Annotated in this window: 22 protein-coding genes; 9 read left to right on the top strand and 13 right to left on the bottom strand. The window is 61.2% G+C overall.

Going from position 1 to position 23,783, the window contains the following annotated elements:
* Positions 1 to 37 precede the first annotated feature (37 nt).
* Both BM026_RS24915 and BM026_RS24910 read left to right on the top strand, forming a co-directional pair.
* Positions 38 to 772, top strand: a complete 735-nt coding sequence (locus BM026_RS24915; RefSeq protein WP_058423302.1) for a response regulator — start codon at positions 38 to 40, stop codon at positions 770 to 772.
* Entirely contained in the window at positions 762 to 2,231 is a 1,470-nt protein-coding gene (locus tag BM026_RS24910; protein ID WP_093530453.1) for an ATP-binding protein, read from the top strand. Before BM026_RS24915 ends, BM026_RS24910 begins: the two co-directional genes overlap by 11 nt.
* Positions 2,232 to 2,291: 60 nt before the next feature.
* Here BM026_RS24910 and BM026_RS24905 read toward each other — a convergent pair whose 3' ends face one another.
* The gene (locus tag BM026_RS24905; protein WP_092246822.1) at positions 2,292 to 3,221 is read right to left on the bottom strand and encodes an AraC family transcriptional regulator; all 930 of its coding nucleotides are present in this window, start codon (positions 3,219 to 3,221) and stop codon (positions 2,292 to 2,294) included.
* A 327-nt stretch (positions 3,222 to 3,548) separates the two neighbouring features.
* Here BM026_RS24905 and BM026_RS24900 point away from each other — a divergent pair, with 327 nt between their 5' ends.
* Together BM026_RS24900 and BM026_RS24895 are read left to right on the top strand one after the other, a co-directional pair.
* Positions 3,549 to 3,890: an antibiotic biosynthesis monooxygenase family protein gene (locus tag BM026_RS24900; protein WP_010208042.1), complete on the top strand. Its 342-nt coding sequence runs from the start codon at positions 3,549 to 3,551 to the stop codon at positions 3,888 to 3,890.
* A gap of 42 nt (positions 3,891 to 3,932) precedes the next feature.
* On the top strand, positions 3,933 to 4,178 hold the full coding sequence (locus BM026_RS24895; RefSeq protein WP_093530451.1) for a hypothetical protein: 246 nt from the start codon (positions 3,933 to 3,935) through the stop codon (positions 4,176 to 4,178).
* Between the two features lie 123 nt (positions 4,179 to 4,301).
* Here BM026_RS24895 and BM026_RS24890 read toward each other — a convergent pair whose 3' ends face one another.
* Complete coding sequence (locus tag BM026_RS24890; RefSeq protein WP_092246825.1) at positions 4,302 to 4,934, bottom strand: flavin reductase family protein; 633 nt, start codon at positions 4,932 to 4,934, stop codon at positions 4,302 to 4,304.
* Between the two features lie 160 nt (positions 4,935 to 5,094).
* Here BM026_RS24890 and BM026_RS24885 point away from each other — a divergent pair, with 160 nt between their 5' ends.
* Complete coding sequence (locus tag BM026_RS24885) at positions 5,095 to 5,850, top strand: COG4705 family protein (RefSeq protein WP_071489326.1); 756 nt, start codon at positions 5,095 to 5,097, stop codon at positions 5,848 to 5,850.
* Between the two features lie 53 nt (positions 5,851 to 5,903).
* Here BM026_RS24885 and BM026_RS24880 read toward each other — a convergent pair whose 3' ends face one another.
* The 4 genes from BM026_RS24880 to BM026_RS24865 form a co-directional block, all read right to left on the bottom strand.
* A complete protein-coding gene (locus BM026_RS24880; RefSeq protein ID WP_071489327.1) occupies positions 5,904 to 7,223 on the bottom strand; it encodes an MFS transporter in 1,320 nt (439 codons plus the stop codon).
* A gap of 284 nt (positions 7,224 to 7,507) precedes the next feature.
* Positions 7,508 to 8,833, bottom strand: a complete 1,326-nt coding sequence (locus tag BM026_RS24875; protein ID WP_093125147.1) for a sigma-54-dependent transcriptional regulator — start codon at positions 8,831 to 8,833, stop codon at positions 7,508 to 7,510.
* Positions 8,827 to 10,593 carry a sensor histidine kinase gene (locus tag BM026_RS24870; protein WP_093530449.1) on the bottom strand — a complete coding sequence of 589 codons (1,767 nt, stop codon included), beginning with the start codon at positions 10,591 to 10,593 and terminating at the stop codon, positions 8,827 to 8,829. The genes BM026_RS24875 and BM026_RS24870 overlap by 7 nt, the downstream gene beginning before the upstream one ends.
* Positions 10,594 to 10,788: 195 nt before the next feature.
* Entirely contained in the window at positions 10,789 to 12,312 is a 1,524-nt protein-coding gene (locus tag BM026_RS24865; protein WP_027605509.1) for a fumarate hydratase, read from the bottom strand.
* Between the two features lie 216 nt (positions 12,313 to 12,528).
* Here BM026_RS24865 and BM026_RS24860 point away from each other — a divergent pair, with 216 nt between their 5' ends.
* Both BM026_RS24860 and BM026_RS24855 read left to right on the top strand, forming a co-directional pair.
* On the top strand, positions 12,529 to 13,461 hold the full coding sequence (locus BM026_RS24860) for an iron-sulfur-binding ferredoxin reductase (RefSeq protein WP_071489330.1): 933 nt from the start codon (positions 12,529 to 12,531) through the stop codon (positions 13,459 to 13,461).
* A gap of 30 nt (positions 13,462 to 13,491) precedes the next feature.
* On the top strand, positions 13,492 to 14,241 hold the full coding sequence (locus BM026_RS24855) for an enoyl-CoA hydratase (protein WP_092246834.1): 750 nt from the start codon (positions 13,492 to 13,494) through the stop codon (positions 14,239 to 14,241).
* A 161-nt stretch (positions 14,242 to 14,402) separates the two neighbouring features.
* On the opposite strand, the gene pyk is transcribed toward BM026_RS24855, so the two are convergent.
* Positions 14,403 to 15,854, bottom strand: a complete 1,452-nt coding sequence (gene pyk / locus BM026_RS24850) for a pyruvate kinase (protein ID WP_071496512.1) — start codon at positions 15,852 to 15,854, stop codon at positions 14,403 to 14,405.
* Positions 15,855 to 16,027: 173 nt separating this feature from the next.
* Here pyk and BM026_RS24845 point away from each other — a divergent pair, with 173 nt between their 5' ends.
* Complete coding sequence (locus tag BM026_RS24845) at positions 16,028 to 16,402, top strand: tetratricopeptide repeat protein (RefSeq protein WP_092246837.1); 375 nt, start codon at positions 16,028 to 16,030, stop codon at positions 16,400 to 16,402.
* A gap of 224 nt (positions 16,403 to 16,626) precedes the next feature.
* On the top strand, positions 16,627 to 16,986 hold the full coding sequence (locus tag BM026_RS24840; RefSeq protein ID WP_071489334.1) for a PilZ domain-containing protein: 360 nt from the start codon (positions 16,627 to 16,629) through the stop codon (positions 16,984 to 16,986).
* Positions 16,987 to 17,062: 76 nt separating this feature from the next.
* Here BM026_RS24840 and BM026_RS24835 read toward each other — a convergent pair whose 3' ends face one another.
* From BM026_RS24835 to BM026_RS24810, 6 genes are read right to left on the bottom strand one after another with little or no spacing between them, the layout of a single operon-like run.
* A complete protein-coding gene (locus BM026_RS24835; RefSeq protein ID WP_092246840.1) occupies positions 17,063 to 18,394 on the bottom strand; it encodes a DUF58 domain-containing protein in 1,332 nt (443 codons plus the stop codon).
* A 7-nt stretch (positions 18,395 to 18,401) separates the two neighbouring features.
* On the bottom strand, positions 18,402 to 19,397 hold the full coding sequence (locus BM026_RS24830) for an AAA family ATPase (protein ID WP_093530447.1): 996 nt from the start codon (positions 19,395 to 19,397) through the stop codon (positions 18,402 to 18,404).
* Positions 19,394 to 20,563: a DUF4350 domain-containing protein gene (locus BM026_RS24825; protein WP_093513906.1), complete on the bottom strand. Its 1,170-nt coding sequence runs from the start codon at positions 20,561 to 20,563 to the stop codon at positions 19,394 to 19,396. The genes BM026_RS24830 and BM026_RS24825 overlap by 4 nt, the downstream gene beginning before the upstream one ends.
* Positions 20,560 to 22,089 (bottom strand): DUF4129 domain-containing protein, encoded by a 1,530-nt coding sequence (locus tag BM026_RS24820; protein WP_093530485.1) that lies wholly within the window; start codon positions 22,087 to 22,089, stop codon positions 20,560 to 20,562. Before BM026_RS24820 ends, BM026_RS24825 begins: the two co-directional genes overlap by 4 nt.
* The gene (locus tag BM026_RS24815; protein WP_093125214.1) at positions 22,076 to 23,056 is read right to left on the bottom strand and encodes a stage II sporulation protein M; all 981 of its coding nucleotides are present in this window, start codon (positions 23,054 to 23,056) and stop codon (positions 22,076 to 22,078) included. Before BM026_RS24815 ends, BM026_RS24820 begins: the two co-directional genes overlap by 14 nt.
* Complete coding sequence (locus tag BM026_RS24810) at positions 23,053 to 23,745, bottom strand: RDD family protein (protein ID WP_092246852.1); 693 nt, start codon at positions 23,743 to 23,745, stop codon at positions 23,053 to 23,055. Before BM026_RS24810 ends, BM026_RS24815 begins: the two co-directional genes overlap by 4 nt.
* Between the last annotated feature and the right edge of the window lie 38 nt (positions 23,746 to 23,783).

Here is a 23,783-nt window from a genome sequence, read left to right as displayed (position 1 = left end):
GCCATCAATAACACCCCATAACAACAAGGAGGACCCCGTGAGCGTAATCAGTAAATCGATCCTCCTGGTCGATGACGACCAGGAAATCCGCGAATTGCTGCAGACCTACCTCAGTCGCGCCGGTTTCCAGGTGCGTGGGGTGCCGGATGGCGCGGGGTTTCGCCAGGCGATGAACGAGGCACCGTGCGACCTGGTCATCCTCGATGTGATGTTGCCGGACGAAGACGGTTTCAGCCTTTGCCGCTGGATCCGCCAGCACCCGCGCCAGGCGCAGGTGCCGATCATCATGCTCACCGCCAGTTCCGACGAGGCCGACCGTGTGATCGGCCTGGAGCTGGGCGCCGACGACTACATCGGCAAACCCTTCAGCCCTCGCGAGTTGCAAGCGCGGATCAAGGCCTTGTTGCGCCGTTGCCAGTTCGGCCAGGAGCGCAGCAGCGGCGGCGATGTGCTGGTGTTCGATGAGTGGCGGCTGGACATGATCAGCCACCGTCTGTTCCATGTGGACGGCGAAGAAGTGATCCTCTCCGGCGCCGATTTTGCCCTGCTCAAATTGTTTCTCGACCACCCGCAGCAGATCCTCGACCGCGACACCATCGGCAACGCCACCCGGGGTCGTGACCTGATGCCGCTGGATCGCATCGTCGACATGGCTGTCAGCCGCCTGCGCCAACGCCTGCGCGACACCGAAAAGCCCCCTCGTCTGATCCGCACCGTGCGGGGCAGTGGTTATCAACTGGCAGCCAGCGTGGTTGCCGGCAATGTCCACTGAGCCGTTGACCGAACGCCGCCGACGCTTCCCGGTACCGCGTTCGCTGCTGGGGCGCATGCTGCTGCTGACGCTGCTGGCAGTGTTGTTCGCCCAGGCGCTGTCCAGCGTGATCTGGGTCTCGCAATTGCGCGCCACCCAGCTCGAAGGCCTGGTCACCAGTGCCCGCAGCCTGGCGCATTCGATGACCGCCAGCGTGAGTTATTTTCGTTCGTTACCGGTGGCGTATCGGCCGCTGGTGCTCGATCAACTGCGCAGCATGGGTGGCACGCGTTTTGTGGTGACGCTCAATGATCGCCCGCTGGACATGGCCATCCTGCCGCAGACCCCGCGCAAACAGGCGGTGCTTGAAGCGGTGGATGAGGTGCTCAAGCAGACCCTGGGCGCCGATGTGCATATGTCGGTGGAGTTCGTCAGCGCCGAAGACCTGCGCATCTTCAACGCCGGCCTGAAACTCGATGAGCTGCCGCGTTCCTGGGCCCACTACGCGCTGACCCTGGAACCGGTGAACCCGCCGGTGCTGGTCACCCAGATCCAACTTGCCCAGGGCGAATGGCTGTACATCGCCTCGCTGTTGCCCGAGCCCTACACCAGCCTTGAAGAACAAGGCCTGCCGTCCCAGCAGGTGTGGTTTATCGTGCTGACCAGCGGCTTTTTACTGCTGTTCATCGGCCTGCTGGTGCACTGGCAAAGCCGGCCGCTCAAGCGCTTGGCGCGGGCGGCGCGGTACATGTCCCTGGGCGCCGACGTGGAGCCAGTGGCCGAAGGTGGCGGCAGCGAAGTGGTGGAAGTGGGCCGTGCTTTCAACGCCATGCGTGAGCGCATCAGCCGCTACCTGACCGAGCGCAGTCAATTGTTCAGTGCGATTTCCCACGACTTGCGCACACCGATCACCCGCCTGCGCCTGCGCGTGGAACTGCTGGAGGACGAGAACCTGCAAACCAAGTTCGGCCGTGACCTGGATGAACTGGAGTTGCTGGTGAAGGGCGCGCTGCAATGCGTGAAGGACACGGATATCCACGAGAACATTGAGCCGGTGGACCTCAATCATGTGCTCGAATGCCTGGTGGAGCCTTACGTGGCACCCAACGGCAACGGCCGGGTCACGCTGGACGGTGCTGCCCTGGCGGCGTATCCGGGCAAGCCGCTGGCGCTCAAGCGCTGCATCGGCAACCTGATCGACAATGCCTTGAAGTATGGGCAGAACGCCCATCTGCACATCGAGGACGATGGCGCGGAGTTCGTCCTGCATGTGGACGACGAGGGGCCCGGCGTGCCGGAGCAGCGCCTGGAGCAAGTCTTCGAGCCACACTTCCGCCTCGCCGGGCAGCAACAGGGTTATGGCTTGGGCCTGGGGATTGCGCGCAATATTGCGCACAGCCATGGCGGTGAAGTGAGTTTGCAGAATTTGCGTGAGGGTGGCTTGCGCGTGACCCTGCAACTGCCGCGCGGATTAGACTGAACACAAGCGGTAACAGTGTGGGAGGGGGCAAGCCCCTCCCACATGTTGATCGTCATTGGCTCAGATGCTCTGGCGCAACCGGGCCAGGTCACGCAACGGCGGTGCGCCAAACAATCGGCTGTATTCCCGGCTGAATTGCGATGGGCTTTCATACCCCACCCGATACCCCGCCGCCGATGCTTCCAACCCTTCGGCAATCATCAAGCGCCGTGCCTCCTGCAAGCGCAACTGCTTCTGGTATTGCAACGGGCTCATGGCGGTGATCGCCTTGAAACGGTGGTGCAAGGTCGAAACGCTCAGGTTCACTTCCTTGGCCAGGTCATCGATGCGCAGCGGTTGTTCGTAGTTGCCGTTCAACCACTTGATCGCCTGGCTGACGCGATGGCTCTGACTGTTGGCCACGGCGATTTCATACAGCCGATAGCCCTGCGGCCCACGCAATAACCGGTAAAGAATTTCGCGGTTGATCAACGGCGCGAGCATGGCGATGTCTTTCGGCGTATCCAACAGGCGGGCCAGTCGCAGTACGGCGTCCAACAGTTGGCCATCGATGCGGTCGACGTACATGCCGCGAGAAGTCGGGCGCGATGGCACGCCCATCGGGCCAGCCTCGGCAATCAGCGCCGTGAGCTGTGCCGGATCGATATTGATGCGCACCGACAGGTTCGGGTCCTCCGGCGTGGCATCGATGATCCGCCCGGCCACCGGCATCGCTACCGAGAACACCAGGTAGTTGAGCGGGTCGTAGGCAAAGATTTCGTCGGCCAGGCGTACTTCCTTGCTGCCACTGGCGAGGATGCACAGGGCCGGTTCCACCAGCACCGGCATGAAGTCGCGCGGGGTGTTGTGGCGGTTCAGAAACAGGGTGGTGATGGCCGTACCGTAGGAGCCGTCCTCCCAGGTATGCCGGTGCACGATGCTGGCCAGTTCGGCGCGCTGTTTTTCCATCTCGGCGTCGAGGGGAATGGCTGTATGTTCGGGCGACGACATGGAACGTCCTCTACTGGCTACTTCGATGGGTTCAGCTTAGCGGCGGCTTTTCAAACAGTGTTACGTCGATTCTGCACAATCCTTGCCTGATCCTGCGATACATCGTGAATCAGGCAATCGCGGCACCTGTCATCTCCCTGAAACAAGGCCTCGGGTCATGGAAAAAACCTCTGTGCCAGACGTCCTCCCTACGCTTCTCGCAGGATTGTGCAATAAGCCGACAGGAATTGACTAACCGCGCGCCGACTCGCGCCGTTATCTTTGATCCTGTGGCAACACGCCCTCACAGTGCTTGCCGAGCATCACTTCTCAACGGGAGAGTCGAACATGTCCACCCCCATTCCCGCGAGCCATATGGCCTTTATCCGCGCCCGCACCGGGTGCAGCACCGAACTCGGTGCACGCTTGAGCAGTTTGATCGAACCGGGCCGCCAGGCTCAGGGTTGCCTGCAGTTCTCGTTGCAGCATTCCCAGGTTGATCCTGATGTGTGGTTGATCTCCGGTTTCTGGAGCAGCGAGCAGGCGATGAGCGCCTACTTCAACTCCCCGGCGCTGATGATCTTCACCGAGCTGTTGAACGACATGGTCGTGCGCAGCATGGACTTCCAGACCTTCACCGATGCATCCGCCGCACACGCCTACGGCGAGTACCTGCAACTCGCCGGCTGAAGGTCTAGAATGGCCGACTTTCCATTGGCCAGGACCTGCAACATGGCACGTAAACAATTTGCCCACCACGAAGCCGTATCCGCCGTAGTACCGGGTGAAGGGGGCTACAGCGCCGCCGTTGCCGTCAAGGCACTGGATGGCATGGGCGCCCCGCAGTTTCACAAGATCCTTGACGGACAGACGTTCAAGACGGCCTCCGATGCTGACGATGCAGCCACTGTGCAGCTTGAACGGCTGACGGGTGTGGACGAAGAGGGTCAACTGACCTGGGCGAGCGCCGCCAGCTGAGCAACACCGACAGTCCAATGTGGGAGGGGGCGTGCCCCCGATAGCGGCGTGTCATTCAACAACGATGTTGAATTGCCATTGCCATCGGGGGCAAGCCCCCTCCCACGTTTTATTGTCTTTCAGTCAGGGTTTGCTGGCGCCTGGGCGATACATCCTGAACAGGGCTTCTGGCCCCAACTGAAAGTAATCCGCCGGTCCGCCACCGCGCAGGATCGGCTCGGCGGCGGCGGTATCGTAGATGCCATCCTTGAGCAGCCACTTGGCAATGTGCACCGCGACCACCTCGCCGAGCACCAGCCAGCTCGGCACCAATGCCTTGTCGGCACGTTGCAGCTGAATGATCTGCGTCACCTTGCATTCGAACGAGACCGGGCTTTCGCCCACCCGCGGCACACCAACGATCTTCGAGGCCACCGGCGTCAGGCCGGCCAATTCAAACTCGTTCACCTCGGGTGAGACGGCAGCACAGCTCTGGTTCATCTGCTCGGCCAACGGGCGGGTGGCCAGGTTCCACACAAACTCGCCGGTCTGTTCGATGTTGTTCAGGCTGTCTTTGCGCCCGACGCTGGAAAATCCAATGATCGGCGGAATGTAGTTGAACGCATTGAAAAAACTGTAGGGCGCCAGGTTCAGGTGACCTTCGTTGTCATGGGACGAGATCCAGCCGATCGGCCGTGGACCGACGATGGCATTGAACGGGTCATGGGGCAGGCCGTGGCCGTTGGCGGGTTCGTAGAAGTGGATATCGTCAGGCATGGCCGGGGTTCCTGCAGTGGTCGTCGATGAAGTGGCCATACTATGGAATTTTCATTCATCGCCCACCTATTTTTCACAGCTCCACCGTCAGTCTGCGCCCACTGTCGACAACCCAATAAGTCGGCCTATTGAGAGACTGAGCTTTGGAGCCTTCCCCCTTATGAATAAACTTCCTCAGATCACCCTGGCGTTCTGGGTCATGAAAATCTGCGCGACCACCTTGGGCGAAACCGCCGGGGATTTGCTGTCGATGACCCTGGATGTCGGTTATGCCATCAGTTCGATGATGCTGATCAGCGTGTTCCTGATCACCTTGGTGACGCAACTGCGCTCGAAAACCTATAACCCGGTGCTGTACTGGATCGTGATTCTGTCCACTAGCACCGCAGGCACCACGATGTCGGATTTCATGGACCGCACCTTGGGGCTGGGTTATGCCACGGGCTCCATGATCCTGATCGCGATCCTGATGATCATCTTCGCGTTGTGGCACCTCAGCGGCGATTCGCTGAACGTGAACAAGGTGCAGACCTTTCGGGGTGAGTTGTTCTACTGGATGGCCATCCTGTTCTCCAACACCTTGGGCACCGCGTTGGGCGATTTCCTGGCAGATGACTCCGGGCTGGGCTTTGCTGGCGGCGCCTTGTTGATCGGCTCGGCGATTGCGGCGGTGGTGGCACTCAAATACTTCACCAGGATTTCTTCGGTGCTGTTGTTCTGGGTGGCGTTTGTACTGACCCGGCCGTTCGGCGCGACCTTGGGTGACTTCCTTACCAAGCCCCATGAAAAGGGCGGGTTGGACTTCGGCACCATCGGTTCGTCGGCAGTGTTGGCGGCGGTGTTGGTGGTGATGATTGCGGGGGCGTCTTACGCGCAGCGGCGGTACGGACGTAAGACGATAGCTGAGTTGTCCTGATTCAACCTGTAGGAGGGTTTGCCCCCTCCCGCAGGGTTGACTGCAACTGACGTTTAGTCGGTGGTAATGCGCGAGTGCTTGCGGGTGTCCTTCATGGTCACGTAGACCACCAGGGACACCGCGATACACGCGGTCACGTACCAGTAGTAACCGGTTTCCATGCCGATGCTCTTGAACCACAGCGCGATGTATTCAGCGGTGCCGCCGAAGATCGACACCGTCAGCGCATACGGCAGGCCCACGCCCAGGGCGCGGATTTCGGTGGGGAACAGTTCGGCTTTCACCACGGCGTTGATCGAGGTGTAGCCGCTGACGATGATCAGCGCCGCCATGATCAGGAAGAACGCGCCCCACCAGGTCTGGATGGTATGCAGGGTGGTGAGGATCGGCACGGTGAACAGCGTACCGAGTATGCCGAAGGCGATCAGGATCGGCCGCCGGCCGATTTTATCCGACAGCCCGCCGACGATGGGTTGCAGGCACATGAACAGGAACAGCGTCGCCGCCGAGATGGTGGTGGAGTCGGAAATGCTCATGCCGACGGTGTTCACCAGGTACTTCTGCATGTAGGTGGTGTAGGTGTAGAACGCCAGCGTACCGCCCATGGTCAGGCCGACCACGGTCAGCAGTTCCTTGGGGTGGCGCATCAAGGTGCGCATTGCGCTTTCCTTGGCCTTTTCCTTTTTGGTGAACGACTCGGTTTCTTCCATGCCGCGCCGCAGGTACAGCGCAACCACTGCGCAGAGTGCGCCGATGGCGAACGGGATACGCCAGCCCCAGGCATACAGTTGCTCGGTGGTCAGCAGTTGTTGCAGCACGATCAGCACCGCCAGGGCGATGAGCTGGCCGGAGATCAGCGTCACGTATTGGAAGCTGGAGTAGAAACCACGACGTTGCTTGGTCGCCATCTCGCTGAGGTAAGTGGCGGAGGTGCCGTATTCGCCGCCGACCGACAGTCCCTGCAGCAAGCGGGCAAATACCAGCAGGATCGGCGCGCCGATACCGATGATTTCATAGCCCGGGCTCAGGGCAATCAGCAGCGAGCCGAAGCACATCAGGTAGACCGAGGCCATCAGGGCTTTTTTACGGCCGACCTTGTCGGCGTACAGGCCCATCAGCCAGCCACCGATCGGGCGCATCAGGAAGCCCACGGCGAAGATCGCGGCGGTGTTGAGCAGTTGGGCGGTGGTGTCGCCTTTGGGGAAGAAAGTCTTGGCGAAGTACAACGAGAAAGCGGCGTAGACGTACCAGTCGTACCATTCGACCATGTTGCCGACGGAACCACTGAAAATCGATTTGATGCGGCTGGAGGTAGTGCGCTCTTTTGCCGGCGCGGCCGCCGACCCCAGAGGCAGGGCGTTGGAGTTATCCATTGAAGGATCCTTCATCTAGTTGTTTTTATGGAGCGGCGCGTGCGCAGCCTGGGTCGAGCTATAGCAGGAGCTGTGCCAGGTGGATGAAGGCCCGGAACAGAGGGGTTTGAGGATTTATTTGAGCGAAAAACCGCTGATGATTTGCAGGCGGTGGGCGGAAATCCGCTTATGGCTGTTGTCCTCATCGGGGGCAAGCCCCCTCCCACACTTGAATGTATTCACAGATCAAAATGTGGGAGGGGGCTTGCCCCCGATAAGGCCTGGCAGTCAACACAAAGGTTGGCCTAGAGAAACATCTCCCGCACCAACCCATGGCGCTGCATCTTTTCATTGAAGGTACGCCGTGGCAGTTGCAGCTCGGCCAGTACCGCCTTGATATCGCCTTTGTGTCGGGTCAGCGCGGCTTTCAGGCAGTGGGCTTCGAAGGCCTCTTGCTGCGCGGCCAGGGACTGTCCGGCCTCGATGCCTTCCGGCTCCGGGTCGCCCAGGCCCAGCACCTGGCGTTCGGCGACGTTGGCCAACTCGCGCACGTTGCCCGGCCAGTCATGGCTGAGCAAGCGCCCCAACTGCGCGCCGCTCAATGGCTCGACGCTGCGGCCCAGGCGTTCGGCAGCACTTTGTGCAAAGTGATCGAACAGCAACGGGATATCTTCGCGGCGCTCGCGCAGGGGCGGCAGGCGCAATTGCGCGACGTTCAATCGATACGCCAGGTCTTCGCGAAAGCGCCCGGCGCGGGCCTCTTCCAGCAGGTCCGGCTTGGTGGCGGCGATGATGCGCAGGTCCACGTGGATGCTCTGGTTGGAGCCCAGCCGCTCCAACTTCTGCTCCTGCAGCACACGCAGCAATTTCACCTGTTGGGCCAGCGGCATGCTTTCGATTTCATCGAGGAACAGCGTGCCGCCGTGCGCGTATTCCAGCTTGCCGATGCGCTTGCCCTGGGCGCCGGTGAACGCGCCGCTTTCGTGACCAAACAGCTCGGCCTCGAATAACTGTTCCGGGATTGCCGCGCAATTGAGCGCCACGAATGGCTTCTTCGCACGTGGACCAAAATCATGCAGGCAGCGCGCGACCATTTCCTTGCCACTGCCGGTCTCGCCACGGATCAGCACGTTGACCGGCAGGCTCGCCAGGTCCAGCACCTGGCGGCGCAAGGTCTGCAAACCCCGGGACACGCCCAGCAGCGTCGATTCCAATTGCGCCCGGTGGTCGGCCTGCTGATGCAGGCGACGGTTTTCCAGGATCAAGCCACGTTTGTCCAGGGCACGACGCAGGCTGTTGAGCAGGGCGTCGGGGCTGAAGGGTTTTTCGAGGAAGTCATAGGCGCCGTCGCGCATGGCTTCGACCGCCATCGGTACATCGCCGTGGCCGGTGAGCAGGATCACCGGTAAATCGGCATCACGGCGCCGCACTTCAGCCAGCAGTTCCAGGCCGCTGAGACCCGGCATGCGCACGTCGCTGAGGATCACGCCGCGGAAATCCCTGGGCAGTTGCGCCAGGCATTCTTCGGCGCGGCTGAACAACTGCACTTCAAAGCCTGACAGGCTCAACCATTGCTCGACGGCCGTGCGGATGCTGGCTTCGTCATCGACCACAATCACCGCGTTCAACATAGGTCGGGCGTCTCCAGCGCGATGGGCAAGGTCAGGGTAAAGACTGCGCCGTCGCCCCGGTTACCGGCGATCAGGCGACCGCCCAATTCGTGCACGATAGCGTAGGACACCGCCAACCCCAAGCCGAGGCCGTCTCCCACCGGCTTGGTGGTGAAGAACGGGTCGAACACGCTGCTCAGGTGTTCTTCGGCAATCCCGCCGCCGCTGTCGCTGACCGTGAGTTGCCAGAGTTGCTGGTCGGCGTGCAGGCGGATTTCCAGGCGTTTGCGCGGTTTGTCGGCCATGGCGTCGAGGGCGTTGCGTAACAGATTGATCAGCACCTGTTCCAGGCGGATCGCGTCACCGCGTACCCAGGCGGGGCGGGCCAGGTCCAGCACCACGCCGATGGCCTCATCGCGCAGGCGTGCGTCGAGCAGGTGCAGGGACTGGTCGACCACCGTGGCCAAGTCCAGGCGTTCGCGCAGGCCACTCGGGCTTTTGCGCGCGAAGGTCTTGAGGTGGCCGGTGAGGGCGGCCATGCGTGTGAGCATATCGTCCAGCGGTGTCAGGGCCTGGTAGGCGTCGTCAATGCGGCCGTGATCGAGCAGCAGGCGCAAGGTGGCCAACTGCATGCGCTGGGCGGTCAGTGGCTGGTTGATTTCGTGGGCGAGGGCGGCGGACATCTGCCCCAGCGCCGCCAGTTTGGCCGATTGGACCAGGCCATCCTGGGCGGTGCGCAACGCCTGGGTGCGTTCTTCCACCAGTTGCTCAAGCTCCTCGCGGCTGCGCTGGCGCAAGCGGGCCAGGCGCCAGCGTTGGGTCAGGAACAGCACCAGGAACACCAGCGCCAGCCAGGAACCGGCGGCAGCGAGCCCGGCGTTGCGTTGGTCCTCAAAGGCGAACTGGGGCTTGCGCAGCAGGTGCAGGGTCCAGCCTTCGGCTTTCAGGGGCAGCGATTCCCAGATGTAGTTGGCATTGCCATCCGGGCCGTTGACGCGCATCAGATGGCTGTTTTCGTCAAAGCGCTGCAGGGTCTGGGTTTCCAGCGCCTGCAGTTGTTTTTTGTCGTATTGGCGGGTGGCTTTCAGCTCGGCAAGGTCGTTGGCCGATAACGGTCGCAGGTTGCGATAACGCCAGCCGGGCTGGTTGGCGATAAACACGATGCCGCGCGCATCGCTGACCAGCAGCAGGTCATTGCCCTGGGCCCATTCGCGTTCGAGCTCGGGGAACTCCAGCTTGACCACCATGGCGCCGAGGAACTGCTCGTGTTCATCCAGCACCGCGCTGGAGAGGAAATACCCTGGGATGCCGGTCGTCACCCCTACCGCATAAAAACGCCCGGTGCCCTGGCTCAGGGTCTGGCTGAAGTACGGCCGGAACGCGTAGTTATGGCCCACGTAACTGCTCGGCAGGTTCCAGTTGCTGGCGGCGACCGCCAGGCCGGTGCGATCCATCAATTCCAGGGTGGAGGACTGCGCGGCCCCATTGATGCGTTCGAGCTTGCGGTTGAGCACGTCCTGGGTGGCGGCGTCCATCGGGCCTTTCAACGCGCTGATCATTTCCGAGTCCAGCGCCAGCACGGCGGGTAGCGCACGGTAGCGTTCGATCAGGGTGTGCAACGAGCTGGCATAGAGTGCAAGTTGCTGATTGGCACGGGCGGCATCGTCCACCAGGGCCTGGCGTTCAGCGTGGCGGGTGGCCAGGGCTGCGGCCAGCAGTGCGCCAGCGATGATCAGCAGGGAGTAGAAGGTCAGGCGCAGGGCGCGCGGGATCACGATCATACGGTGATGGGCAGGCACGGTAAGGGGAGTGCACCATAGCATGCACGACGTTTATGTTGGGGCAAGCCCGCTCGCCACAACAAGCCCAGTGGTCACAGAAAGCCCAGAGGTCACAACCGCCGCGTTTTCCACAGGCCATAAAAAAGGCGACCGGGCCATGGGCCGCAGTCGCCTTTATGTTTGGAGGGGAAGCGCTTACTGCACTTCTACCGCCAGGCTTTCACTGATCTTTTTCTGCCAGATGGCAGGACCGGTGATGTGCACGGACTCGCCCTTGCTGTCGACAGCAACGGTGACCGGCATGTCTTTCACGTCGAACTCGTAGATCGCTTCCATGCCCAGTTCGGCAAACGCGACAACACGCGACTTCTTGATGGCTTGCGCCACCAGGTAAGCAGCGCCGCCGACGGCCATCAGGTACACGGCCTTGTGGTCCTTGATCGCTTCGATCGCAGTCGGGCCGCGTTCGGATTTGCCGATCATGCCCAGCAGGCCGGTTTGTTCGAGGATCTGGCGAGTGAACTTGTCCATCCGCGTAGCGGTGGTCGGGCCTGCCGGGCCAACCACTTCTTCGCGCACCGGATCAACCGGCCCGACGTAGTAGATGAAGCGACCTTTCAGGTCCACCGGCAGGCTTTCGCCCTTGTTCAACATCTCGACCATGCGTTTGTGCGCGGCGTCGCGACCGGTGAGCATCTTGCCGTTGAGCAACACGGTTTCGCCTGGTTTCCAGCTCTGCACTTCTTCCGGGGTCAGGGTGTCGAGGTTGACGCGACGGGCCGACGGGCCGGCTTCCCAGACGATTTCCGGGTAGGCATCCAACGGTGGCGCTTCCAGCGACGCCGGGCCCGAACCGTCGAGCACGAAGTGTGCGTGGCGGGTGGCGGCGCAGTTGGGGATCATGCACACCGGCAGGGACGCGGCGTGGGTCGGGTAGTCCATGATCTTCACGTCGAGCACGGTGGTCAGGCCACCCAGGCCCTGGGCGCCGATGCCCAGTTGGTTGACCTTCTCGAACAGCTCCAGACGCATTTCTTCGATACGGTTCTGCGGGCCGCGCTTTTTCAACTCGTGGATGTCGATGGATTCCATCAACACTTCCTTGGCCATCACCGCAGCTTTCTCGGCGGTGCCGCCGATGCCGATACCCAGCATGCCCGGTGGGCACCAGCCGGCGCCCATGGTCGGAACGGTCTTGAGCACCCAGTCGACGATCGAGTCGGACGGGTTGAGCATGGCCATTTTCGACTTGTTCTCGGAGCCGCCGCCCTTGGCCGCCACGTCCACTTCCACGGTGTTACCCGGGACGATGGAGTAGTGGATGACCGCCGGGGTGTTGTCCTTGGTGTTTTTGCGCGCGCCTGCCGGGTCGGCGAGGATGGATGCACGCAGGACGTTTTCCGGCAGGTTGTAGGCGCGACGCACGCCTTCGTTGATCATGTCGTCCAGGCCCATGGTGGCGCCATCCCAACGCACGTCCATGCCCACGCGCACGAACACGGTGACGATACCGGTGTCCTGGCAGATCGGACGATGGCCGGTGGCGCACATGCGCGAATTGATCAGGATCTGGGCGATGGAATCACGGGCTGCTGGCGATTCTTCGCGCAGGTAGGCTTCGTGCATGGCCTGGATGAAATCAACGGGGTGGTAGTAGGAAATGAATTGCAGGGCGTCGGCAACGCTCTGAATCAGGTCGTCTTGCTTGATCACGGTCATGAGTCGCGCTCCTCTATAAGGGAACATTCAATAAAGGTGGGCCCAGTGTTGCATCGGTCGGCTGGGGCCACCTTTCCAAGGCACGCCAAAGTGGTGCAGGCGCGACGCTAAAAAGGCGCGGCAGTATAACCCGGCGCGGTGGCCGATACACCCGACTATGGTCAAACTGTCGCAGGCATGATTCCCTGTGCGCGCCCCTTGTGATTGAGTCCTTATATGCCTGAACTGTACGTCGGCGAACACCATTGGTCGGTAGCCCCCGGCAGCAACCTGCTGGATGCCTTGAACCTGGCGGGTGTGGCCGTGCCCTACAGTTGCCGCGCCGGCAGTTGCCATGCCTGCCTGGTGCGGTGCCAGGGCGAGGTCGAAGACAAGCAGCCCGAGGCCTTGAGCCCGGCGCAGCGCCAGGACGGCTGGCGGTTGGCCTGCCAGTGTCAGGTCAGCGGCGACCTGCGGGTCGAAACGTTTGACCCGACGCGTGACGGCTTGCCGGCCCAGGTGGTGGGTGTCGATTGGCTGAACCCGAACGTGCTGCGCCTGCGCCTGCAACCAGAGCGAGGTTTGCGTTACCGGGCTGGGCAGCACCTGGTGTTGTGGGCCGGGCAAGTGGCGCGACCTTATTCCCTGGCGAGCTTGCCCCAGGAAGATCCATTCCTGGAGTTTCATCTCGATTGTCGCCTGCCCGGCGAATTCAGCGATCTTGCCCGGCAGTTGCAGGTGGGTGATCGACTGCGCCTGGGGGATTTGCGCGGCGGTGCGCTGCAATATGATCCGGACTGGCAAACACGGCCATTGTGGCTGCTGGCATCCGGGACTGGGTTGGGGCCCCTGTGGGGTGTGTTGCGTGAGGCGCTGCGCCAGGATCACCAGGGCGCCATCCGCGTCATTCACCTGGCCCATGATGCCGAAGGCCATTATCTGGCCGAGCCCTTGGCTGCGCTGGCTGCACAGCATCCCAACCTGTCGGTGGAACTGTGGACGGCGGCGCAGGTGGCCCAGGCATTGGCGCAACTGCGGCTTGTTTCGCGGCAAACGCTGGCCTTACTCTGCGGGCACCCGGCCAGCGTCGAGGCGTTTTCCAGGCGCCTGTTCCTGGCGGGATTGCCGCGTAATCAGCTGCTGGCCGATGTGTTCTTGCCCCGCGGTTGAGCGCTGAATGTTCCAGCCGCGAGATTTGCCATGACCGATGCCATCCAACAGTTGCGCGAACGCGGGGCGTTGATCCTGCAGTTCAATCGTCCCGACAAGAAGAACGCTCTGACCCGCGCCATGTACACGCAATTGGCCAATGCACTGGAGCACGCCGACGCGGATGCCGATATCCGCTGCGTGCTGATCCAGGGCAGCAGCGAGTGCTTCACGGCCGGCAACGACATCGGTGATTTTCTCGAACAGCCGCCCAGCGACCTCGACAGCCCACCGTTTCACTTCATGAAAAGCCTGCTCAACTGTCGAAAACCCGTAATTGCTGCGGTGGCGGGGTCTGCGGTGGGTATTGGTACAACCCTGCTACTGCATTGCGACCTGGTGTACATCAGCCGCGATGCGCGTTTGCGCATGCCGTTCGTCAACCTGGGGTTGTGCCCGGAGTTTGGCTCGAGCCTGATCTTGCCAAGGTTGCTGGGGCACGCAAAGGCCGCCGAATTGTTGCTGTTGGGTGAGGGATTTACCGGCGAACAGGCAGTGGCGTGGGGGCTTGCCACTGAAGCGCTGGGCAACGGCGAGGCGGCGCTGGCCAAGGCGCGGGAAGTGGCCGAACGGTTTGAGACCCTGGCGTCGGGTGCGGTGCAGGTGACCAAGCAGCTCATGAAAAGTGTGGATCGCGAGCAGTTGCGCCAGGTGATCGAGGAGGAGGGTGCCTTGTTCACCCAGCGGTTGAAGTCGCCGGAGGCGATTGCGGCGCTGTCAGCGTTTATCACCCGGCGATGAATGTGTGGTGGTTGATCGGGCTTCATCGGGGGCAAGCCCCCTCCCACCTTTGGTCGGCGGCGCGGTCAAGATGAGGTGCTTTGGCATCAAACAACCGCTTCCCTGAAATGCAAAAAGCCCCGCCATTTTCATGGCGGGGCTTTTGTTTGTCAGCGTGTCACTCAGACCTGAGGGTCGCCCACGTGCAGGATCTTCATGCCATTGGTGCCACCGGTGGTGTGGTAGCTGTCGCCTTTGGTCAGGATGACCCAGTCGCCTTGCTCCACGACGCCGCGCTTGACCAACTCGTCGATTGCCTTCTGGCTGACTTCGTTCGGTGCCAGTGAAGCCGGATCAAACGGAACGGTGTACACGCCACGGAACAGCGCCGCGCGGGCCTGGGCTTCACGGTGCGGTGTGAACGCGTAGATCGGCACCGAGGAGCGGATGCGCGACATGATCAACGGCGTGTAGCCACTTTCGGTCAAGGCGATGATCGCTTTAACGCCCGGGAAGTGGTTGGCGGTGTACATGGCGGCCAGGGCGATGCTCTGGTCACAGCTTTCGAACTCTTTGCCAATACGGTGGCTGGAGGTCTTGCTGGTCGGGTGCTTTTCGGCGCCGAGGCAGATACGTGCCATTGCCTGAACGGCTTCCAGCGGATACGGGCCGGCGGCGCTTTCAGCCGAGAGCATCACGGCGTCGGTGTAGTCGAGCACGGCGTTGGCCACGTCGGACACTTCGGCACGGGTCGGCATCGGATTCTGGATCATCGATTCCATCATCTGGGTCGCCACGATCACCGCTTTGTTGTGGCGGCGTGCGTGCAGGATGATCTTTTTCTGGATACCGATCAGCTCGGCGTCACCGATTTCCACGCCCAGGTCGCCACGGGCAACCATCACCGCGTCGGAAGCCTTGATCAGGCCGTCGAGGGTTTCGTCGTCGGCCACGGCTTCGGCGCGTTCGATCTTCGCCACCAGCCAGGCGGTGCCGCCGGCTTCGTCGCGCAGTTTGCGAGCGTATTCCATGTCGGCGGCATCGCGCGGGAAGGACACGGCGAGGTAGTCCACTTCCATTTCGGCGGCGAGCTTGATGTCAGCCTTGTCTTTTTCAGTCAGGGCCGGTGCCGTCAAGCCACCGCCACGACGGTTGATGCCTTTGTGGTCGGACAGCGGGCCGCCGATGGTCACGGTGCAGATCAACTCGGTGCCGGTGGCGGTGTCGACGCGCATGACCACGCGGCCATCGTCCAGCAGCAGTTCGTCACCGACGCCGCAGTCCTTGACCAGGTCCGGGTAGTCAATACCCACGACTTGCTGGTTGCCTTCGGTCAGCGGGTGGCTGGTGGAGAAGGTGAAGGTGTCGCCGATTTTCAGCTCGATCCGCTTGTTGGCGAACTTGGCGATACGGATTTTCGGGCCTTGCAGGTCACCCAGCAGTGCCACGAAGCGGCCGTGTTTGGCAGCCAGGTCACGCACCAGCTTGGCGCGAGCCTTGTGCTCGTCCGGGGTGCCGTGGGAGAAGTTCAGACGGGCAACGTCCAAACCAGCCAGAATCAGCTGTTCGAGGACTTCCGGCGAGTTGCTGGCCGGGCCAAGGGTGGCGACGATTTTGGTACGACGGACGGACATGCACAGACTCCTGAGTTCAAGCGCTGAGGAAGGCTACTATGCTCTTTCGTTGTAGTCATTGTTCGTTTGCACTACTTATCGACGATTGCCTTGTTTTCGCTGCGGCTGAATACGAACATCCTTGAAGATTTTTAACGAGGGGTCGATACACTGCACAAGACAGGAGAACCCTCATGCGAATTTTGCTCATTGCTGCCCTGGCCGTCAGTGTTATCGGCTGCACCCGTTGGTCGATGGACCACCATTTGAACAATGCCTACCGCGCCTACAAGGTCGGCGATTGCGAGCGTGTCACCCTGGAGTTGTCCCAGGTCGACCGTGAAAGCCGCACGCGCCGCTATGTGCAACCGGAGGTATCGATGTTGCGCGGGCAATGCCTTGAACGGCAGAAACTGTTCGTCGATGCGGTGCAGACCTATCAATTCATCATCAATCAGTACCCGTCGAGTGAGTACGCCTATCGTGCTCGTGCGAGGCTCGATACCTTGCAGCAGTTGGGGCATTACCGCGGTGCAAGCGTCGCCCAGCCGCGTCCCGCTTCATTGTGATGATAATCGCCATTTCATAACTGGCCTGTTGCCAGTCTTGGGCTATCCTTTGAATGTTCGTTTGTACAAGTTTCTATGCAAACGAATGCGGGCCCGGACTCGGTAGCTGTTCTGGCGACGGACTATTGCCCGTTGTCTTACCGAGATCCATGGAGAGCGGGTTTTATTACTCGTTCCGAATCACTGGCACGGCCGCGTTATGGCCACTGGATGGCGATCTCACCATGTTTACCGACCGACGGATCGAGCGGCATCAGCTACCTTACTTCCTGCAAGTGTTTAACCGTCTCACCGACAAGCCCATCGGTTTTTTGGGCAATGTTTCGGAAGACGGGCTGATGTTGATCAGCCAATTGCCCATGATGGTCGACGTGGATTTCGAGCTGCGCTTGAAGATTCCGGAGGCTGACGGCACCTTTTATCCCATTGATCTCACGGCTACCTGCCTGTGGAGCCACGAAGATATCAACCCGCAGCATTACGATTCCGGGTTCAGTGTGCTGCAGGCCCCGGAGGAGTATGGGCAATTGATCAACGTCTTGTTGCATTACTTCAGTTTTGACCCCTTGCAGGCTTCGGCCTAGCTACAACGCACTGTCGACCCGGTTCAGAGGGATTTACCTCTGCCGTGGTCGAGTGTGGTTTTTCAGAACGCTTTTCTCAGAAAGCGCCGGCTTTCTTCCAGCCCAGGTAGCGTGTCACCAGTGCGGGGCCCAGCTCGGATGGCAAGGTGTCCAGGACGGATAAGCCATGTGCGGTCAGGCGGTCATGCAGCTCGTCCCGTGTGTTGAGGTAGTCGATGGTGCCGCTGTAGGCCAGGGCTTCGGGCAAGGTTTGCACGGGGGCTTGACGCAGTTGGTCGAGTACCTCCTCGCGCAAGCTGGCCACCAGCACCTTATGTTGACGACTGATGCGTTTGACGGCCGTCAACAGGGCTTCATCGTCCTCGTCCCGCAGGTTGCTCACCACAATGACCAAGGCTCGACGCTTCTGCCGGGCCAGCAGTTGGCTTGCCGCCGCCTGGTAATCGGCGGTCCGTCGGGTGGTGTCCAGGTCGTACACCGCATTGAGCAACAGGTTCAACTGGCTACTGCCCTTGACCGGCGCCAGGTAGCGCGATTGGTCACCGGCAAAGGTGCACAGCCCCACGGCATCGCCCTGGCGCAAGGCAACATAGCTGAGCAGCAGGCACGCATTGAGGGCGTGGTCAAAATGAGACAGTTCGTCATCCTGGCTTCGCATGCGCCGGCCGCAATCAAGCATGAACACGATCTGCTGGTCGCGCTCATCCTGGTATTCACGGGCGATGGGGGTGCGTTGTCGGGCGGTGGCTTTCCAGTCGATCTGTCGCAGGCTGTCGCCTTCGCGAAACTCACGTAGTTGATGAAATTCCAGCCCCAGACCGCGTCTTTGACGTTGACGAACGCCCAATTGGCTCAGCCAGTTGTCCACACCCAGCAGTTGGGCGCCGTAGAGCCGAGCGAAATCCGGGTAGACGCGGGTGGAGTCGCTCACTTCGATATGGCGTCGTGCCGCCCACAGCCCCATAGGGCTGGGCAGATGTATTTCGCAACGGCTGAAACTGAAATGCCCGCGCCGCAGGGGGCGAAGGCGGTAGCCCAGTTCGCTGCGTTCACCGGGATACAAGGTTATGGGTTGAGGCATGTTCTCCACGCTCAGCCCGTCGGGGGCATGATCGAATACCTGCACCGTCAGCGGCTGTGGGAAGTCGTGCTCCAGAGCCAGGCGGATTTCGCCCCAGCGTCCCAGCGCCAGGCTGCCGGGCATCTGCCGTTGTACATGCGGAGATGGGCGGCGATGCAATCGTACGGCGTCCAGCATGGCCAGCAGCAACAACGCCAGGAGTAACCCCCAGACGACTGAGTGCAAGGTGTCCGGTACTGTGAGCTGCAATGCTGCCGCAGTGCCCAGCAAAATGCCCAGACCCAGCAATGCGCCGAGCCAGTTCAACAGCAGACGGGTCGGCTTCATGGGCGAGTCACTGCCGGGGTGCCGGAATCTGATCCAACAACTGCCTGAGCACCTGGTCGACCTCCAGCCCATCGATATCCAGCTCTGGCGCGATACGTACGCGATGACGCAGTACTGCCAGGGCGCATCCCTTGATATCGTCCGGTGTTACAAATTCACCACCGCGCAACAAGGTGCGGGCACGGGCGCCGCGGACCAGGTCGATTGAGGCGCGCGGTCCTGCACCGATCGCCAGCCCTGGCCAGCTGCGTGTAGCGCGTGCCAGGCGCACGGCATAGTCGAGCACCTGTTCATCCAGGGCAAGGTCACTGGCAACCTGCTGCAGTTGCAGCACATCTTCGGCCTGCAATACGGTGCGCAATGGGTGTACAGCCAGCATGTCGGCCCGCGACGAGCGGGTGACTTCGAGCACCATCTCCAGTTCCTGCTGCGCGTCGGGGTAATCCATGCGCACCTTGAGCATGAATCGATCCAGTTCCGCCTCCGGCAGGGGATATGTGCCTTCCTGTTCGATGGGATTCTGTGTCGCCAACACCATGAACGGTTGGCCGATGGGCAGCGCCTCGCCTTCGAGGGTCACCTGCCGTTCCTGCATGGCCTCGAGCAAGGCTGCCTGGGTCTTGGCTGGAGCACGGTTGATTTCATCTGCCAGCAACAAGTGGGTGAACACCGGCCCCTTGCGCAGCTTGAACTGTTCGGTATGCAGGTCATACACGGCGTGGCCTGTGACGTCGCTGGGCATCAGGTCCGGGGTGAACTGGATACGCGCGAAATCGCCCTCGAAGCAGCGTGCCAGGGCGCGCACCAGCAAGGTTTTGCCCAGCCCTGGCACGCCTTCGAGCAGCACGTGGCCACCGGCGATCAGTGCGGTCAGGACGTCTTCGATCACCGAATCCTGGCCAATCACTGCCTTGCGCAACTCAGTGCGCAGGGCTTGGGCCTGCCCACTGGCGCGTTGCAGGGCTTCACTGGTCAAGGCAGTGGTGCTTGGGAAATCACTCATAAGGCATTCCTGAGGGTTTGCAGGCACGCCACCTGTCGGCTGAAATCGGCGCTGGAGAGCCGTTTTGCCGGGAGTGGGCCAAGGGCCTGGTTGATGACGTGAGAGGGTTGGCGCGTCAGGTGTTCAAGCACGTGGCGCTGTTCTGCGTTGTCGAGGCGTTCAAAACCGGGGTGGCGGCGTCGGGCCGCACGCAAGATATCGCGTTGCAGGGCCTGCAGCAGGGTGCCCTGGCCGCTTCGCCGCAGCAGGAAATCGGCACTGGCTTTCAGGTGTTCCTGCAATTGGCGACGCGCGGGGGATGCAGGGGCCCGAATCGGGCCTTGACGCACGCCGGCCCGCCAAAGTCCCAAGGCGACGAGGGCAGTGAGTGCCACCAGGGCTTGGGGGAAATACCGCATCAGCAAGGTGAACAGGTCGTCGAAGTCGCTGGTGAACAGCAAAGTCACGGCGGTGCCCTGGTTCAGGTACCACAGCAGCCAGGCATTGTCGTGCTTGCCGATGTTCGGGGTTTTCCACAGGTCGCTGTCCGTGATCACTGTGACACTGCCTTCCCCAAGGTCGAGCTGCATCAGGTGGCTGGCCCTTGCGCTGTTGGCGGAGAATTGAGCCAGGTGCTTGGGGTCGGTCAGGTTGAAATCTGTGTCGAAACTGAAATAAGCCGGTGCGGTTTCATTGTCGACATAGAGTTTGGTCAGGTCCCGGGCTTTCTTGCTTGAGGGCTTTTTGAGGGAAGTGGCAGGTTCTTCAGGTTCGTCACTCAGTGTCTGGTGAATCTGCAGGCGATCGAGCAGCAGGTCACCGCTTTTGCCAGTCTCTTCATCCCACAGCGCCTCGGCGACCAGCAACAGATGGCCGCCTGACCTGGCCCACTCCAGCAACTGTTCTACCTGGCGTGGCGACATATTACTACGCTCGCCGAGCAGCAGTAGGCTGTTGCCCTTGGAGGGCAAGGTATCCAGCTGTTTCAGGTTATAGGCATGCTCTACGGTCAGGCCTTGTTGGCGCAGAAAATGTTCGGCTGCCAGGTAAGGATTGGCCAGCGCCTCTGGCGAAGGACCACGATCTACCACTTCGTCATAGGGAGTCGCCTTGCTCCATGCGTAGTAACCGCCCGCGCCAAGCAGGCACGCCAGTAATAACCCCACCCATAGTAATGGCCGATTCATGGATTGCTCCCTGGGCTGAACAGGGCGCGCCAATCACTGCATAGTTTCTGCTGGGCAGGGAGCGGAGGCAGGCGGTGACCATAAGCGAGGTTTTGCCAATGACGGGTCAGTTCATCACTGAAGGCCAGCAGCTGTGGTTGCTGCAACTGGTGTACACGTGCCAGGACCTGGCCTTCGGTATCAGCGCCTTTCAATGGCAGGTTGAAATCATGCAATAACCGGCTGAGCAGGCCTCGATACAGCAGGGCGAGGGCTACCCTGGGTTGGGTGGCCCATAGCTGTTCGGCGGCGCCGGCAACGTCGTCGGGCAAGGTTTCGGTACCCAGTTCAAGACCGAACAATTGCGTGGGCAGGGGTTTGGCAACCTCTGTCTTACGCGGCCCGCGCCGGCTGACGAAGGTGTGCAACCAGTCTCGGTAACGCCACGCGAGCATGATCAGGCTGCCGATGAAAACGCCCCACAGTAGAACTTCCAAGCCTTGGGCGATGTGCTTGAAGGTATTGCTGTTGAGGTTGTCCAGCAGCGCCTTCAGCCAATCGGGAAGTCTGCCGTCACTGTGTGTTTTGTTTTTACCGGCTGGCTTTTCTTCGCCAAACCGATAACGGGTTACGGTTTCCGGGTTCTTGAAGGGCGGTTTGTCCAGCAGCGATTTGATGGATTGGCTCGCGCTCGGGGTACTCAGCGGTTTGGAGGGACTGGAAGCTTCGGCCATGACAGGATGGCTGAGAGGCAGCAGCATCAGTCCGATCATCAATAACAACAGCGGGGCCACATTGCTCAGGCGCTGACGAAGGCGTCGGAAGACCAGCTCCAGGTCCCAGGCTTCCAATACGGTGCGACGATTAAGGTAGAGGCTGAAGCCGCAGGCGACATAGATGGGTTCCCAAAATATCAGCAGCAAGACATAGAATGCGTTGCCCAGGTGCTCCAGCCATAACCCTTCCGAACTTGTCGCCAATAACAGGCGCTGCCAGTCCCAATCCATCTCGAGGTTTTGTGGGATGAACAGATAGAACAGTGCCATGCAGCCGAACCACAGGCCTATTTCCAGGTGCATTCCGATGATGGTGAGCCAGCGCGCGGCTCCGGCATCGCGTTGCTGCAACACGCCCAGGCGTTTCTGGCGTGCCGGGCCGTCCAGGCCTTCGAGCTGGCTCACCGGCATTACAAAGCTGCGGCTCAGGCTCAGCCGTCGCCAGGTCAGGCTGGCCAGCAGTTGACCCTTGAGGAGGAGCGGCCACTGGCGCACAGCGTGCTTGATAGTGGGCGTTTCACCAAACAGGGCCTTGGACAAAATGTACAGCGGCAAGCGGTCGAAGGCCGGCTTGAGCCACCAGAACAGAAATATGGCGGTGGACGGATACTGCCACAGCAGGGCTGTAAGCAAGGCGAACACAGGTACGGTGACCAATGCCCAACTGCCCATCAATAGCACGCGATGCTCCCGTGCCATCAAGGCGCCAAGATCCATGGCTTCCCAGGCAGTACGCGGCCGTATGACCACGCTGGCATCAGTCAGGCGCATGGCGATTCCTTCCCGCAAAGCCCAGGTAAGTGCCCACCAGCAGCCACAGAACAGCGCCCACCAGGTATTTGACCCACGGGGTTATCACGGTGGTGGATGACCAATAAGCCTCGATGAACGCTGCGATCAGCAGGAAAATCATGACACCGCAGAGCATTTGCACGCTCTTGCGTGCAGCCAGCCGCAATGATTCACCACGGGTCAATTGTCCCGGAGCGACCAGTGCCCACCCCAACTGCAAGCCTGCGGCCCCGGCGAGGGCGATCGCGGTCAGTTCGAATGCGCCATGGCCGATGACGAATGACCAGAAGGTCTGGCCATAGCCGATCTCGGTCAGGTGACCGGAGACCGCACCGATGATGAGGCCGTTGAAAACCAGAAAGAACACGCTGCCCAGACCGAACACTAAACCGGCGGCAAACGTCTGGAACGCGATACCGATGTTGTGCATCACGTAGTAGCCGAACATCATCCAATCTTCGCTCGATGCACGCTCGGCGGCGCGGCCCAGGCGGCTGGCATCAGGGTCGTACATGCCCTGCATCTCGGCCACCTGTTGCGGGCTGACGATGCTGTAGATCAGGTCGGGAAACAGGTAGACCAGCAGGGCAATACCCACCAGGCTGCCAAAGAACAGCAGGCTGGCGATCAGCACAAACCGCCACTGCTCCCGTACCAGCCGAGGAAAATCGGCGAGTACAAAGCTCAGCGCATTCGCCGCCAGTTGGCTGCGATGACGGTAGAGTTGTTGGTGGCCGCGCAGGGCCAGTTGTTGCAATGGGTCTACCAGATAGCTGCTGTAGCCGCGTTCCTGGGCCAGGGCCAAATGCTGGCACAGGCGTCGATATTGATGAGGGAAATCGGCCACGTCACCGGCCTTGGCCTGGCCTTGCTCCAACTGTTTGAGCTGTTCGGCGAAGGCTTGCCATTGGCGCTGGTGACGGCTTTCGAAAAGGCTCTGTTTCATGCTGGCCCCAGCAGGCCACGGGCCACGCCATTGAGTTGTTCCGCAGCGCGGGCAGGGGATACCTGCAAGGGGGCGGCAAGAATCGAGGCCAATTCGTGAACGCGCTCGGTGGACAGTTCCCCCTGGCGTTCCGCGAAACCAAGGATCGCCCGTTGTTCGCTCAAATCCAGGGCGAAGGGCAGGCGCAGGGCCGTCGCTTGAGGAATCTGGGGGCGTACCAGCGGCTGTTCACGGTAGATCACCAGAGTGCCGGCGGCCAGGTCGCCCAGGCGCTTGAAATGGGGGTGCTGCAGGCAACTGATCGCGCCGAGGCAGTAGCCGAACGGCAGCATGTCGACAAACCGCAGCAGGTTGCGGATCAGTGATGCGGACCAGCCAATCGGAGTGCCGTCATCTTGTACGACACGCAACCCCATGACCTGCTTGCCGGGTGAGCAACCCTGGTTGAGCACCTCGAACAGCACCATGTACCACCAACTGATCAGGAACAGCAGCAGCGCTCCCAGGCCGATACCGACGTTGCCAAGCAAGGCCAATGGCACCAGCAGAACGCCCATGACCACCGCGCGTACGCCCAGGTCGAAGGCAAAGGCGAGCACGCGCGGCACCAGGCCGGCCGGGCGCAGGGGCAGGTCGATGCCCTCCGGGGTCTCGATCTGGTAGCGGGTGTCCAATGGGGCTGACGGCATCGCGATCCTTGGCAGTGCAGAGTGGCTGGAAGACACGG

Source organism: Pseudomonas sp. NFPP24 (assembly GCF_900112095.1).
Classification (GTDB): Bacteria; Pseudomonadota; Gammaproteobacteria; order Pseudomonadales; family Pseudomonadaceae; genus Aquipseudomonas; species Aquipseudomonas extremorientalis.
Note: the sequence above shows the minus strand (reverse complement) of the source record. Positions and strands in the feature narration are given on the sequence as shown.

Coding starts and splice junctions, on each gene's coding strand:
- BM026_RS24820 (WP_093530485.1), bottom strand. CDS start 22,089: ATGCGCCTGACTGATGCCAGCGTGGTCATACGGCCGCGTACTGCCTGG.
- BM026_RS24810 (WP_092246852.1), bottom strand. CDS start 23,745: ATGCCGTCAGCCCCATTGGACACCCGCTACCAGATCGAGACCCCGGAG.
- BM026_RS24875 (WP_093125147.1), bottom strand. CDS start 8,833: ATGTTGAACGCGGTGATTGTGGTCGATGACGAAGCCAGCATCCGCACG.
- BM026_RS24895 (WP_093530451.1), top strand. CDS start 3,933: ATGGCACGTAAACAATTTGCCCACCACGAAGCCGTATCCGCCGTAGTA.
- pyk (WP_071496512.1), bottom strand. CDS start 15,854: ATGTCCGTCCGTCGTACCAAAATCGTCGCCACCCTTGGCCCGGCCAGC.
- BM026_RS24885 (WP_071489326.1), top strand. CDS start 5,095: ATGAATAAACTTCCTCAGATCACCCTGGCGTTCTGGGTCATGAAAATC.
- BM026_RS24870 (WP_093530449.1), bottom strand. CDS start 10,593: ATGATCGTGATCCCGCGCGCCCTGCGCCTGACCTTCTACTCCCTGCTG.
- BM026_RS24865 (WP_027605509.1), bottom strand. CDS start 12,312: ATGACCGTGATCAAGCAAGACGACCTGATTCAGAGCGTTGCCGACGCC.
- BM026_RS24845 (WP_092246837.1), top strand. CDS start 16,028: ATGCGAATTTTGCTCATTGCTGCCCTGGCCGTCAGTGTTATCGGCTGC.
- BM026_RS24855 (WP_092246834.1), top strand. CDS start 13,492: ATGACCGATGCCATCCAACAGTTGCGCGAACGCGGGGCGTTGATCCTG.
- BM026_RS24830 (WP_093530447.1), bottom strand. CDS start 19,397: ATGAGTGATTTCCCAAGCACCACTGCCTTGACCAGTGAAGCCCTGCAA.
- BM026_RS24880 (WP_071489327.1), bottom strand. CDS start 7,223: ATGGATAACTCCAACGCCCTGCCTCTGGGGTCGGCGGCCGCGCCGGCA.
- BM026_RS24815 (WP_093125214.1), bottom strand. CDS start 23,056: ATGAAACAGAGCCTTTTCGAAAGCCGTCACCAGCGCCAATGGCAAGCC.
- BM026_RS24860 (WP_071489330.1), top strand. CDS start 12,529: ATGCCTGAACTGTACGTCGGCGAACACCATTGGTCGGTAGCCCCCGGC.
- BM026_RS24835 (WP_092246840.1), bottom strand. CDS start 18,394: ATGAAGCCGACCCGTCTGCTGTTGAACTGGCTCGGCGCATTGCTGGGT.
- BM026_RS24825 (WP_093513906.1), bottom strand. CDS start 20,563: ATGAATCGGCCATTACTATGGGTGGGGTTATTACTGGCGTGCCTGCTT.
- BM026_RS24840 (WP_071489334.1), top strand. CDS start 16,627: ATGTTTACCGACCGACGGATCGAGCGGCATCAGCTACCTTACTTCCTG.
- BM026_RS24890 (WP_092246825.1), bottom strand. CDS start 4,934: ATGCCTGACGATATCCACTTCTACGAACCCGCCAACGGCCACGGCCTG.
- BM026_RS24900 (WP_010208042.1), top strand. CDS start 3,549: ATGTCCACCCCCATTCCCGCGAGCCATATGGCCTTTATCCGCGCCCGC.
- BM026_RS24905 (WP_092246822.1), bottom strand. CDS start 3,221: ATGTCGTCGCCCGAACATACAGCCATTCCCCTCGACGCCGAGATGGAA.
- BM026_RS24910 (WP_093530453.1), top strand. CDS start 762: ATGTCCACTGAGCCGTTGACCGAACGCCGCCGACGCTTCCCGGTACCG.